At 73.6% G+C, this 12977-nt stretch carries 11 protein-coding genes; 7 read left to right on the forward strand and 4 right to left on the reverse strand.

The genetic code is table 11. The features are described from left to right. Window positions 1-132 precede the first annotated feature (132 nt). The 7 genes from G5C65_RS18600 to G5C65_RS18630 all read left to right on the forward strand — a co-directional run bounded on the left by G5C65_RS18600 (window position 133) and on the right by G5C65_RS18630 (window position 8810). Window positions 133-663 (forward strand): helix-turn-helix domain-containing protein, encoded by a 531-nt coding sequence (locus G5C65_RS18600; protein ID WP_165299989.1) that lies wholly within the window; start codon window positions 133-135, stop codon window positions 661-663. 331 nt (window positions 664-994) lie between these two features. Further along, a complete protein-coding gene (locus G5C65_RS18605; protein WP_165299990.1) occupies window positions 995-1747 on the forward strand; it encodes a GntR family transcriptional regulator in 753 nt (250 codons plus the stop codon). A 124-nt stretch (window positions 1748-1871) separates the two neighbouring features. After that, window positions 1872-2072 (forward strand): SPOR domain-containing protein, encoded by a 201-nt coding sequence (locus G5C65_RS18610; protein WP_165299991.1) that lies wholly within the window; start codon window positions 1872-1874, stop codon window positions 2070-2072. An 85-nt stretch (window positions 2073-2157) separates the two neighbouring features. Beyond that, a complete protein-coding gene (locus G5C65_RS18615; protein WP_165299992.1) occupies window positions 2158-4659 on the forward strand; it encodes a SpoIIE family protein phosphatase in 2502 nt (833 codons plus the stop codon). A gap of 257 nt (window positions 4660-4916) precedes the next feature. Further along, window positions 4917-6851, forward strand: coding sequence for a SpoIIE family protein phosphatase (locus G5C65_RS18620; protein ID WP_165299993.1), 1935 nt, complete (start codon window positions 4917-4919; stop codon window positions 6849-6851). A gap of 253 nt (window positions 6852-7104) precedes the next feature. After that, window positions 7105-7863, forward strand: coding sequence for a GNAT family N-acetyltransferase (locus G5C65_RS18625; protein WP_165299994.1), 759 nt, complete (start codon window positions 7105-7107; stop codon window positions 7861-7863). 116 nt (window positions 7864-7979) lie between these two features. Next, the gene (locus G5C65_RS18630; RefSeq protein WP_338146516.1) at window positions 7980-8810 is read left to right on the forward strand and encodes a lysophospholipid acyltransferase family protein; all 831 of its coding nucleotides are present in this window, start codon (window positions 7980-7982) and stop codon (window positions 8808-8810) included. Here the strand turns inward: G5C65_RS18630 and G5C65_RS18635 are convergent. The 4 genes from G5C65_RS18635 to G5C65_RS18650 form a co-directional block, all read right to left on the reverse strand. Then, window positions 8734-9522 carry a succinate dehydrogenase/fumarate reductase iron-sulfur subunit gene (locus G5C65_RS18635; protein WP_165299996.1) on the reverse strand — a complete coding sequence of 263 codons (789 nt, stop codon included), beginning with the start codon at window positions 9520-9522 and terminating at the stop codon, window positions 8734-8736. The genes G5C65_RS18630 and G5C65_RS18635 overlap by 77 nt on opposite strands. Continuing rightward, entirely contained in the window at window positions 9519-11468 is a 1950-nt protein-coding gene (locus G5C65_RS18640) for a fumarate reductase/succinate dehydrogenase flavoprotein subunit (protein WP_165299997.1), read from the reverse strand. Before G5C65_RS18640 ends, G5C65_RS18635 begins: the two co-directional genes overlap by 4 nt. A gap of 16 nt (window positions 11469-11484) precedes the next feature. Next, window positions 11485-12330, reverse strand: a complete 846-nt coding sequence (locus tag G5C65_RS18645; RefSeq protein WP_165299998.1) for a hypothetical protein — start codon at window positions 12328-12330, stop codon at window positions 11485-11487. 76 nt (window positions 12331-12406) lie between these two features. Continuing rightward, the gene (locus G5C65_RS18650) at window positions 12407-12706 is read right to left on the reverse strand and encodes a hypothetical protein (protein ID WP_165299999.1); all 300 of its coding nucleotides are present in this window, start codon (window positions 12704-12706) and stop codon (window positions 12407-12409) included. Between the last annotated feature and the right edge of the window lie 271 nt (window positions 12707-12977).

A 12977-nucleotide genomic window follows, 5' to 3' on the forward strand; every position in this document is an offset into this window, starting at 1 on the left:
ACCCTGCTGTGCGGGGTCGGGCTGGTGGGGGCCGTGACGGTGGGGGCGCTGTGCAACCGGGAGGTGCGGGGGCTGACGGCCCGGGTGCCGGGCGGCACTGCCGTCCCGTAGCCGCGGTGGGAGACTTGGGCGATGTCCGGATCCTCGCGGCGGCGTGACGAGATCGGCGGGCTGCGCGTCCTGGCGCACCCGCTGCGCCTGCGGCTGCTCTCCCTGCTCACGGGAACGGCGTACAGCGCCGCCGAGGCCGCCCGCGCGCTCGGCGAGTCGCAGCCGAACGTGAGCTACCACCTGCGCAGGCTGCACGCCGCCGGGCTGGTGGACGCGGTCGGCGAGGTGACGGTGCGCGGCGGCACGGCCAAGCGGTACCGCCACGACCCCGACAGCGGCGAGCTGCTGACCGCGGGGAGCTCCCGGGAGTACGCGGTGGTCGCCGCCGCGCTCGCGGACGAGCTGCGGCGGCGCGCGGCCGAGCGGGACCCGGCGCGGGACGGCGCGCTGACCGACGCCGAGGTGTGGCTGGCCCCCGAGGTGTGGGAGGACGTCCGCGAGCGCGCGGCCCGGCTGGGCGAGGAACTGCACGCCCACGCGCTGCCCCCGGACACCCCGGGCGCGGTGCGGGTCGGCGCGACGGTCGTGCTCTTCCCCATGGACCAGCGCTAGGGCGTGCTCGGCGGATCCTGCCGGGCCGGGGCTGCCCCTTCGGGGCGCGGGGAACTGCGCGACCAGCCACCCGTGCACCCGCGTACTGCGACGGAACAACAAGGGGCAGCCCCGAACCAGCAAGATGACCGTACGCAGTCGCGGGGGCGGCGCCGGACCGTTTCCGCGGGGCGGGATGTGCGCCCGGCGTGACACTTGTGCGCCTTCTGAGCAGCAACTCATCACATCGGGTGAAACCTTGGCCGGTTGTTGCGGGTAACAACCCTGAGTTGCCAAGCTGTTGCGCACTGTCAAGCTGTTGGTGGAAAATGTGGGGACGGGGAGGGCGTACGTGCCATTCGGTGAGCAGCCCGCGTATCTGCGCGTCGCCGGGGATCTGCGGAAGAAGATCGCGGACGGTGTGCTCGCGCCGCACGCCCGTCTGCCGTCCCAGGCCCGCATTCGCGCGGAGTACGGCGTCTCGGACACCGTGGCGCTGGAGGCGCGCAAGGTCCTCATGGCGGAGGGCCTGGTCGAGGGGCGCTCCGGGTCCGGCACCTATGTGCGCGAGCTGCCGCTGCCGCGCCGTATCGCGCGGACGGGCTATCGCGCGATCGGCGAGTCCACGCCCTTCCGGCAGGAGCAGTCCGACGAGAGCGTCAAGGGGACCTGGGAGTCGCGCAGCGAGCAGGAGGACGCCTCGCCGGGCACGGCGGAGCGGCTCGGCATCGTGCCGGGGGAGCGGGTGATGCGCACCCGCTATCTGTTCCGCATGGAGGGCGATCCGGCGATGCTGTCCACGTCCTGGGAGCCGCTCGGCCTGACGGGGCGCACGCCCGTGATGCTCCCGGAGGAGGGGCCGCTGGGCGGCCGGGGCGTGGTCGAGCGGATGGCCGCGATCGACGTGGTGGTGGACAACGTCGCGGAGGAGGTCGGCTCCCGCCCGGGGCGGGCCGAGGAGACGCTGGAGCTGGGCGGGGTGCCGGGGCACGCGGTGCTGGTCGTCTCCCGGACGTACTACGCCGGCGGGCGCCCCGTGGAGACGGCGGACGTGGTGGTCCCGGCGGACCGGTTCCGGCTCGCGTACCGCCTGCCCGTCAAGTAACCCACGCCCCGGCGTTCTCCCGCCTTTCCCGGCTGCTCACCGGAGGCGAACGTGTGGCCGAAATTGTTGGCCCATTGTGCAAAGGTGAATGCGGTGAGTGAGGGTCGGGCGTAAGCTCCGGCATATGCGAAGTCTGAGCGGCGGCGACAGCGACGGGGTGCTCCCGTGGCTGCTGATACGTCAGGACGGTAACGGCAACCGCTATCGCGTCGGCAGCTACGGCACTCGCTCCGAGGCGCAGCATCTTGCGGAGCGCCTGGGGAAGGAGTGTGAGTCCGCCGGTTCCGACGGGTACGTCGTGGAGCACATCGACGTTCGGCGGTGAGGGGGTTGTGCGGAGTGCGCCGCCGGGGACGCGCCCTGGGGGCGGGGAGACGAGCCAATTGTCCCATTACGGGGATAATTGGTGCGTGACCAGCACAGGAGCCGGTGAGGGGCCGCACTCGCTGCTCGACACCCTGCGCATCGGCAACGCGATCCTCGACGGCCAGGGGCGCATCCTGATCTGGAGCCCGGCCGTCGAGGACCTCCTGGGCTGGTCCGTCGAGGAGGCCGCGGACCGGCCCTTCGAGGGGTTCATCGAGGGCGGCGACGCCGACGGCCGGATCCGCGGCACGCTGCGCGAGGAGCGCCGCTGGCGCGGCATCCTGCAGCTGCGGCACCGCGACGGGCACCTGGTGGAGGTCGAGGGCCGGGCCTCGCTGCTGGCGGACAGCGAGCACCACCCGTTCGTCCTCGCCAACGTCGTCGAGACCAGCAGGCTGCGCGCCGTCGAGCAGGACCTGGCCGCGCTGGACGCCCTGTTCGCCTCGTCCCCGCTGGGCATCGCGCTGTTCGACACGGACCAGCGGTTCATCCGGATCAACCGCGCGCTCGCCCGGCTGCACGGCTCCACCAGCGCGCAGCTCGCCGGGCGGACCGTGCGCGACGTCCTGCCGCCCGCCATGGCCGAGGAGGTCCACCAGATCCAGGAGACCGTGCTGGAGACCGGCCGCTCCGTGGTCGACCTGGTGATGCCGGCGCCGGACGGGGAGGGGGCGCGCTCGGTCTCGTTCGCCCGGCTCACCGACCGCTCCGGCCAGGTGCTCGGCGTGAGCTGCACCATCATGGACATCAGCGAGCGGCTGGAGGCGCTGAAGAAGGTCGAGGCGGCGCACGAGCGGCTGGCGCTGCTGGACGACGTCGGCGTCGCGCTCGGCGATCTGCTCGACGTCCGTGAGCTGTCCCAGGCCCTCGCCGCCGCCCTGGTACCTAGGTTTGCCGACTACTCCGGCGTACTGCTGCTCGGCACGGTGCTGCGCGGCGGCGATCTGCCCACCTCGGTCCCGCTCCCGGGTACACCGATGCACCAGGTCGGCACCGCCGCGCGGTACGCGGGCGAGGCCGTGGACCGGATGTTCGCGCTCGGCCGCGACACCACCTACGAGCCCGGCTCCCTCTTCGGGGTGGCCGTGGACACCGGCACGCCGTATCTGGCGCCCTCGCAGGCCGAGATCCTGCACACCCTCGCCCCCGGCGACCCCCGCGCGCGGGTCGCCCGCGACCTGGACATCCGCTCCATGCTGGCCGTGCCGCTGCGCGCCCGGGGCGCAGCGCTCGGGCTGTTCGTGGTGGCCAGGACCGGCGGCCGCCCGCCCTTCGACCGGGCCGACGTGGACCTCGCCATGGAGCTGGCGGACCGCGCGGGCGTCTCCCTGGACAACGCCCGCCTCTACGCGCGCGAGCGCGAGGGCGCGCTGATGCTCCAGCGCAGCCTGCTGCCCCGGCATCTGCCCGAGCCGCCCGGCGTCGCGGTCGCCTCCCGCTATGTGCCGGGCGGCACCGGGGGGAACGAGGCGGGCGGCGACTGGTTCGACGTCATCCCGCTGCCCGGCGGGCGTGTGGCCTTCGTGGTCGGGGACGTGATGGGACACGGGCTGCACGCGGCCGTGACGATGGGGCGGCTGCGCACCGCCGTCCGCACGCTCGCCGGGCTGGACCTGCCGCCCGACGAGCTGCTCGCCCGCGTCGACGCCCTCGCCGACGACCTCGCGCACGGGCCCGAGGAGGTGCTGATGGCCACCTGCGTCTACGCCGTCTACGAGCCCGCGCCCAGCGCCGCGGGCCCGCGCAGCGGCGTCCTCACCCTGGCCTCCGCCGGCCATCTGCCGCCGCTGCTGGCGGCGCCGGGGCCGGACGGCGTCCGCGGCGTGCGGGCCCTGGACGACCTGCCCAGCGGGGCGCCGCTCGGGGTCGGCGGGGTCGCCTTCGAGTCCGTCGAGCTGGAGGTGGCCGAGGGGAGCGTCCTGGTGCTCTACACCGACGGGCTGGTCGAGACCCGCGGCGAGGACATCGGCACCGGCATCGAACGGCTGCGCGCCGAGCTGCTCCGCGACGCCCACGGCGGCGGTGGCCCTGCGGAGGGGGCCGGCGCGCTGGAGGAGACGTGCGACGCGCTGATCGACACGGCGCGCACCCGGGGCACGGCCTCCGGCGCCGTCGGCGGCCGGGACGATGTGGCGCTGCTGATGGCCGAGCTCGGGACGCTGCCCGCGGACACCGCCGCGGCGTGGACGTTCTCCACCGAGCGCTACGCCGTGCGCCGGGCCCGCGACACGGTGCGGGCCACCCTGCGCGCGTGGGGGCTCGGCGCCGTGGAGGACACGGCGGTGCTGCTGGTGAGCGAGCTGGTCACCAACGCGCTGGTCTATACCCACGGCCCGATCGGGGTGCGGGTGGTGCGCTGCACGAGCACGAACAGCCTCGCCGTGGAGGTGTCCGACCCGCTGCCCGAGCCGCCCAGGGAGCGCACGGTCACCGAGGAGCACGAGGGCGGGCGCGGCATCCAGCTCGTCGCGGGGGAGGCGCGGCGCTGGGGCACCCGGCACGGGGGCACGGGAAAGACCGTCTGGTTCGAACTCGCGTTGCCATGACGCTCGTTGAGGGTGTGGCGGGGGAGGCGCGGCGTGGCGCTTGAGGGCGATGCCGCGCTGTGTCGTTACCCGGGGGTTCGACACCGCGTTCGCTGGTTAGGAGTCAGGGGGTGACCCCCGATCACGTCGGGGGGAGTGCGCATTCTGCCTCAGCGGACGAGAATTCGTGCGGCGATCGGGAAGAGCAGGTCAGCGCCCTGTGCGGACTGCGACACTGACTCCGACCGGAGGCACACCGGCAGTGGGAAGGGGCGGCGTTGAGTGACATCCCAGTGGAGGCTGCGGGCAAGCCGGATGACGTGCGCCGCGCCCTCGCCCTGCTGAACGCCGCGGGGGCCCGCATCGGGAACTCGCTGGACCTGGAGACGACGGCCCGCGAGCTGCTCGGCGTCGCCGTGCCGCAGTTCTGCGACCTCGCCTCCGTCGACCTGTACGAGGACGTGCTGGCGGGCGACGAGCCGCGCAGCCTCACCCCCTGTTCCGGCCCACCGGACGGCGCGCTGCCCGCGCGCGGCCCGGCGGGAGGCGCGGGCGGCGGTGCGGTCCCGCGCCGCGGCGCGGGCTCGGTGGCCCTGGGCGGCGTGCCGGGGCAGGGCTGGCGGATGGGCGCGCCGCGCGGCGAGCTGCGCCGGGTCGCCTACGCCAGCGCCGTCGCCGACGCGCCGTACACCCCGGGCTCCGGCGCCGAGCTCAGCGCCGAGGAGGCGAGCGGCGCCGGGCCCGTCACCGTCGGCTCCACCCACTGCTACGCCGACGCCTCGCCGCACGCGACGGCCCTGCGCACCGGGCGGGTGCAGAACATCCAGGGGCAGGACGGCAGCGTGCCCGCGCAGTTCGGCGCCGTCGTGCAGTCCACGCTCGCCGTGCCCATGGTCGCCCGGGACCGGGTGCTGGGCCTGGTCCAGTTCTCCCGCGCCAAGGGCAGCGAGCCGTTCGGCGAGCGGGACGGAGCGCTGGGCGCCGAGCTCGCCGCGCGCGCCGCCGTGTGCATCGACAACGCGCGGCTCTACCGCAGAGAGCACGAGCGGGCCCTCATCCTCCAGCGCAGCCTCCTCCCGCCCGACGACCCCGAGGCCGCCGGGCTGGACATCGCCTGCCGCTACCTCCCCGGCAACCCCGCGACCGAGGTCGGCGGCGACTGGTTCGACGTCATCGAACTCCCCGGGCACCGCACCGCGATCGTCATCGGCGACGTCATGGGCCGCGGCCTGCGCTCGGCCGTCGCCATGGGCGAGCTGCGCAGCGCCGTGCGCACCCTCGCGCTGACCGACATGGAGCCGGCGGAGGTCCTGGGCGCGCTGGACGAGATCGCGCGCGGCCTCGGCGGCACCCCGCGCTCCCAGCGGGCCAGCGCCACCGGCACCGACCTGTCCGAGGTCTACCTCGCGACCTGCGTCTACGCCGTCTACGACCCGGTCTCGCGGTGCTGCACGTTCGCCAACGCGGGCCATCTGCCGCCCGTCCTCGTCGAACCGGGCGAGCCCGCGCTGCTGCTGGAGGTCCCGGGGGGCGTGCCCCTCGGGGTGGGCGGCGAGCCGTTCGAGGAGATCGAGGTCGAGCTGCCGGACGGGGCGATGCTCGCGCTGTACACCGACGGCCTGGTCGAGTCCCGCGACCATCCGCTGGACGAGGGCCTGGACGCGTTCCGCGCGGTGCTCACCGAGGCGAGCGAGCCGCTGGAGGACACCGCGGACCGGGTGCTGCGCACGCTGAACGTGCACCACGGGGAGGACGACATCGCGCTGCTCGTGGCCCGGGTGCAGGGCCTGGACCCGGAACACGTCGGCGACTGGTGGCTGCCCTGCGAGCCGCGCTCCGTCTCCCGCGCCCGCGAGCTGGCCCGCGAGCAGCTCGCCGACTGGCAGCTGGACGGCCTGGGCGACACGGCGGAGCTGCTGGTGAGCGAACTGGTGACAAACGCCCTGCGGCACGGCGAGGGCGACATCCGGCTGCGGCTGCTGCTGGACCGCACGCTGGTGTGCGAGGTGTGGGACGCCGGACCCGTGCAGCCCCGGCGCCGCCGGGCGCAGGCCACGGACGAGGGCGGGCGCGGGCTCCAACTGGTGGATCTGCTGAGCGCGGGCTGGGGGAGCCGGCGGACCCCCGGGGGAAAGACGGTCTGGTTCGAGCTGGCCCGCCCCGAGGAGGGCGTGGTGGAGGTCCCGGCGGAAGCGCTGCTGAGTCTGTTCTAGGGGGTGTTTCGAAACACCCCCTAGTGCCGCGCCCGGCATCGGGGTTGCACAGCGTGCCCCTCCAGGGGCGCGGGGAACTGCGCGCCCAGCCACAACACACCCGCAGACTGCGACGCATCAGCAAGGGGCAGCCCGGACCCGGCACGGCCGGCCGGATACGGAGTGCGCTGTTCACCTGCTCGCACCAACGCGCTGTCCAACCTTTGCCGAAGGGCTCCTGCCCGTTGTCCGGCCGCTCCGTACTGTCCTGGACATGCCGACAACGACCACGGACGTCCGTCCCTACACCGTCACCCTGGCGGACACCGAGGAGCAGCTCAGGGCGGCTCAGCGGCTCCGCTACCAGATCTTCGCCGGCGAGCTGGGCGCCGCCCTGGACACACCGCTGCCCGGCCACGACCTCGACCCCTACGACGACCTCGCCGACCACCTCGTCGTCACCGACACCGCCGCCGGCGAGGTCGTCGGCACCTATCGGCTGCTGCCGCCGGGACGCGCGCGGCGCTCGTACGCGGACGGCGAGTTCGACCTGGGAGCGCTCGACGGGCTGCGCCCCTCCCTGATCGAGGCCGGACGCTCCTGCGTCCACCCCGCGCACCGCACCGGGGCCGTCATCCACCTCATGTGGTCCGCGCTCGCCCGCTATCTGCTGCTGTCCGGGCACCGCTATCTCGCGGGCTGCTCCTCCGTGCCGCTGGGCGACGGCGGCGCCGCCGCTTCCGCCGCCTGGCTGCTGGGCACGGAGCGGCACGCGGCGCCGCCCGAGCTGCGCGTCCAGCCCTACCGCCCCTGGGTGCCGGGGCCGCCGCTCGCGGCGCGCCCCCGCTACGCCGACCTGCCGCCGCTGCTGCGCGGCTATCTGCGGCTCGGCGCCTGGATGTGCGGGGCGCCCGCGCACGACCGGGACTTCGGCGTCGCGGACTTCTTCGTCCTGCTGGACACCGCGCAGATGAACCAGCGCTACCGCCGCGCCTTTCTCGGGGAGCCCGGGGATCCCGCGGGACGCGTGTGATGTGCGCGGGGAGCGGGCGGCCCCTCCGCAGCCCCTGGGAGCTCGACAGCGGGTGCACCGCCGACTGCGCAGCGTCCCCGGGGTCTCCGGGATCTCCGGGGTCCCCGGGGACGCGGGTGCCGGGGGTGCCGCTGGGCGCGGCGGTCCGCCGCGGTGCCGCGCTGGGGTATGTGGTGGCGCGCGCCCTGGCGCTGGGCGACCGGCTGGCCGCCGACCCGGAGGTCCTGCGGGCCCGTGCCGGAGCCGCCCTCGCCGCGCTCGGCGTGCGGTTCGCGGCCTCCCCCGGCCCCGGCCCGCTGCGCGTGCCCGGCGCGCGCGCCGGCACCCTGGTCGTCGCCAACCACATCTCCTGGCTGGACGCCCTGGTGCTGCTGGCGGTGGAGCCGGTGCCGCTGGTCGCCAAGCGGGAGGTCGCCCACTGGCCGGTGGTCGGCACACTGGCCCGCCGGGCGGGCACCCGCTTCCTGGACCGCGCCCGGGTACGCGCCCTCCCGCACGCCGTCGCACGGCTGGCGGAGGAGCTGCGCGCCGGACGTTCGGTGCTGGTCTTCCCGCAGGCCACCACCTGGTGTTCGGCCCCCGGCGGGCCGTTCCGGCGGGCCGTCTTCCAGGCGGCGGCGGACGCGGGCGCCCCGGTACGGCCGGTGACGCTGGCCTACGAGCAGCGCGGCGCGGCGAGTACGGCGCCGGCGTACCTGGGGGACGACGACTTCGCCACCTCGCTGCGGCGGGTGCTGTGCGCGGCCGGGCTGACCGCGCGGGTGACCGCGCACCCGCCGCTGTACGGGGACGACCGCCGGGCGCTGGCCGCCGCCGCCCGGTCGGCGCTGTCCCCGGCCCCGGGGCCGGGACCGACCCCGGGGCCGGGGCTCAGGAGGACCGGCGGCGGATCTTGTTGCCCAGCCACACCAGCGGGTCGTACTTGCGATCCGCTGCCCGCTCCTTGAGCGGGATCAGCGCATTGTCCGTGATCTTGATGCCCTCGGGGCAGACCTCCGTGCAGCACTTGGTGATGTTGCAGTAGCCGAGGCCGTGCTCCTCCTGCGCGGTGCGCTTGCGGTCCAGCCCGTCCTCGTCGGCCGCGTCCAGCGGGTGCATGTCCAGCTCGGCGACCCGCATCAGAAAGCGCGGACCCGCGAAGGCGGGCTTGTTCTCCTCGTGGTCGCGCACCACATGGCAGGTGTCCTGGCACAGGAAGCACTCGATGCACTTGCGGAACTCCTGGGAGCGCCCCACGTCCTCCTGCTGCATCCGGTACTCGCCGGGCCCCAGGTCCTGGGGCGGGACGAACGCGGGGACCTCGCGGGCCTTCTCGTAGTTGAAGCCGACGTCCGTCACCAGGTCGCGGACCACGGGGAAGGCACGCAGCGGGGTGACGGTGACGATCTCCGCGTGGTCGAAGACGGACATCCGGGTCATACACAGCAGCCGGGGGCGGCCGTTGACCTCGGCGCTGCACGAGCCGCACTTGCCCGCCTTGCAGTTCCAGCGCACCGCCAGATCCGGGGCCTGGGTGGCCTGGAGGCGGTGGATGACGTCGAGGACGACCTCGCCCTCGTGCACCTCCACCGTGAAGTCCTCCAGGGCGCCGCCGTCCGTGTCGCCCCGCCAGACCCTGAAGTGCGCTTCGTAGCTGGTCGCTTCCGCAGCCGTGGTCATTCCGCCGTCAGCTCCTCGTCCGTCAGATACTTGATCAACTCCTCTTTCTCGAAGAGTTCCAGCAGGTCCGCGCGGATCGGCGGCATCTCCCTGCGGCGCAGCGCGATCCGGCCGCCGGCCCCCTCGGCGCCGTCCTCGGCCAGGGCGCACATCAGGTTGGCGCGGCGCCACTCGCGGTCCATCTCCGGGTAGTCGTCCCGGGTGTGGCCCCCGCGCGACTCGGTGCGGTTCAGCGCGGCCCGCGCCACACACTCGCTGACCAGCAGCATGTTCCGCAGGTCGAGGGCGAGGTGCCAGCCCGGGTTGAACTGCCGATGCCCCTCGACCGCCGCCCGCCGGGCCCGGTCGCGCAGCTCGGCGAGCCGGGTGAGGGCCTGCGCCATCTCCTCCTCGCGGCGGATGATGCCGACCAGGTCGTTCATCGCCTGCTGGAGCTCCTGGTGCAGGGTGTACGGGTTCTCCGGGGTGCCGCCCGCGCCGGTCCCCGCGCCGTCGGCACCGTCCCCGGCGCCCTCGCCCGCGCTGAACGGGCGCAGCGCCTCGGCCGCCGCCGCCTCGATCTGCGCGTCGCTCACCGCGGGGCGCGCCGACGCCAGCTGCTTGGCGTGCCGCGCCGCGTACAGCCCCGCCCGCCGTCCGAAGACCAGCAGGTCGGAGAGGGAGTTGCCGCCCAGCCGGTTGGAGCCGTGCATCCCGCCGGCCACCTCGCCCGCGGCGAACAGGCCGGGGACCCCGGAGGCCGCCGCGGTCTCGGAGTCGACGTCCACGCCGCCCATGACGTAGTGGCAGGTGGGCCCGACCTCCATCGGCCCCGCCGTGATGTCCACGTCCGCCAGCTCCAGGAACTGGTGGTGCATGGACGGCAGCCGCCGCTTGATGACCTCCGCGGGCATCCGGGTGGAGACGTCCAGGAAGACGCCGCCGTGCGGGGAGCCGCGCCCGGCCTTGACCTCGGCGTTGATGGCGCGGGCCACCTCGTCGCGGGGCAGCAGCTCGGGCGGGCGGCGGTTGCGGTCGGGGTCCGCGTACCAGGCGTCGGCCTCCTCCTCGGACTCGGCGTACTTCTCCTTGAAGACGTCCGGGATGTAGTCGAACATGAACCGCTTGCCCTCGGAGTTGCGGAGCACTCCGCCGTCCCCGCGCACCGACTCGGTGACCAGGATCCCCTTCACCGACAGCGGCCAGACCATGCCCGTCGGGTGGAACTGCACGAACTCCATGTTGATCAGCGGCGCTCCGGCGAGCAGCGCCAGCGCATGGCCGTCCCCGGTGTACTCCCACGAGTTGGACGTCACCTTGAACGACTTGCCGATGCCGCCGGTCGCCAGGACGACGGACGGGGCCTCGACGACGAAGAAGCGCCCGCTCTCCCGCTCGTAGCAGAACGCGCCGGAGACCCTGTCGCCCTCCTTGAGGATCCTGGTGACCGTGCACTCCTGGAAGATCTTGAGCCGCGCCTCGTAGTCCCCGCTCTCCCGGTGGTCCTCCTGCTGGAGCGCCACGACCTTCTGCTGGAGGGTGCGGATCAGCTCCAGCCCCGTGCGGTCCCCGACGTGCGCGAGGCGCGGGTACTCGTGGCCGCCGAAGTTGCGCTGCGAGATCCTGCCGTCCTCCGTCCGGTCGAACAGCGCGCCCCAGGTCTCCAGCTCCCACACCCGGTCCGCGGCCTCCCGCGCGTGCAGCTCGGCCATCCGCCACTGGTTGAGGAACTTGCCGCCGCGCATGGTGTCGCGGAAGTGGACCTGCCAGTTGTCGTTCTCGTTGGCGTTGCCCATGCTGGCCGCGATACCGCCCTCGGCCATCACCGTATGGGCCTTGCCGAACAGCGACTTGCAGATGACGGCCGTGCGCAGGCCCTGTTCGCGGGCCTCGATCGCGGCCCGCAGCCCGGCGCCGCCCGCGCCGATGACGACGACGTCCCACTGATGGCGTTCGACTTGCGTCATGTTCTGTGCATCCCTCTCAGAAGAGCTGCGGATCGCTGAACGCGCCGGTCGCCAGCAGATAGACGTACAGGTCCGCGAGTGCCACGCTGAACAGCGACGCCCAGGCGAGCGACATGTGCCGCTGGTTCAGCTTGCCGATCCAGCCCCACATGCGGTAGCGCACCGGGTGCTTGGAGAAGTGCCGCAGCCGGCCGCCGACGATGTGCCGACAGGAGTGGCAGGAGAGGGTGTACGCCCAGATCAGCGCGGCGTTGACCAGCAGCACCAGGGTGCCGAGCCCCATGTGCCCCCACGCGTAGTGCTCGTCCCGGAAGCCGAGGACGGCGTCGTAGGTGAGGATGCAGGCGACGGGTACGGCGGCGTAGAAGAAGTACCGGTGGATGTTCTGCAGGATGAGCGGGAAGCGGGTCTCGCCGGTGTACGTCCGGTGCGGCTCGGCGACGGCGCAGGCCGGGGGAGAGGCCCAGAATCCGCGGTAGTACGCCTTGCGGTAGTAGTAGCAGGTCAGGCGGAAGCCCAGCGGGAAGATCAGGATGAGCAGCGCGGGGGACAGTCCCCACCAGTCCCCGAACAGCGCCCAGTTCGGGCCGCCCTTCATCGTCTCGCAGTTGTCCGCGAGGCAGGGGGAGTAGAACGGGGAGACGTAGGGCGCCGCGTAGTAGTCCGCGTTCGCGAACGCGCGCCAGGTGGAGTAGACGACGAAGGCGAACAGGCCCAGCGCGGTGGCGGCGGGCGCCAGCCACCAGCGGTCCTTGCGCAGGTGCGGCTGGGAGATCGCGGCACGCGTGCCCCCGCGTACGCCGCCGCGGGCTCCGCGTGCTTCGTCGCTCAGCTTCGGTTGTGGTTCGGTGCCGGTGGCCAAGGGTTTCTCCGGAAAGGGCTCGGGTGCGGCGTGCCGGTCCCGGTACGCGCGTACGCCGTACGGGGACCGCTTGCCGTCAGGGCGCGCGCCGGTCCCGTGCTCCCAGCCCCTCGTCGTCGACGTCGGTCCACAGCCCGCTGTCGTAGGGCTGGTCCGGGATCGTCACCATCTCCTGCCGCGGCTGCGGCGCGGCCTTCGGGGTGGCGTCCCTGAGCAGGGCGAGCGACTCCTTGAGGTGCTCGGCGTCGCTGCGCACCCGGCGGATCTCCAGCCCGCTGCCGATGCGCTCCTCCAGACGGGAGATGCTGCGTGCGAGATCGTCGAGGCAGCGTTGTGCGGCCGTCAGTTCCTCGTGCAGAGACGTGACTTGTGACATGACGTGCCCACCTCCGCGGTGGTGGCGGCTGGCTAGGTCCATGCGCGTGGCGCGAGTGTTACGTGTCACAGGCCGGATTGGGAAGAGGGCCGCACACGTTTCCGCCCGTATGGAGGTGCGGTGCGGCGCCCGGTTGCCCTGGGGCCGCTCCTGTGTCTGTCGTACCCTGTGCTTGTTCGATGACACGCCAAACTGCGGTGGGCGAGTACGAGTTGGGGAGGGTGGGGAGATGCTGTGACCGGTGTGAACCCTGAGCCGGAGGGTGCGGGGA

It is taken from the genome of Streptomyces boncukensis (assembly GCF_011045075.1).
Lineage (GTDB): Bacteria > Actinomycetota > Actinomycetes > Streptomycetales > Streptomycetaceae > Streptomyces > Streptomyces boncukensis.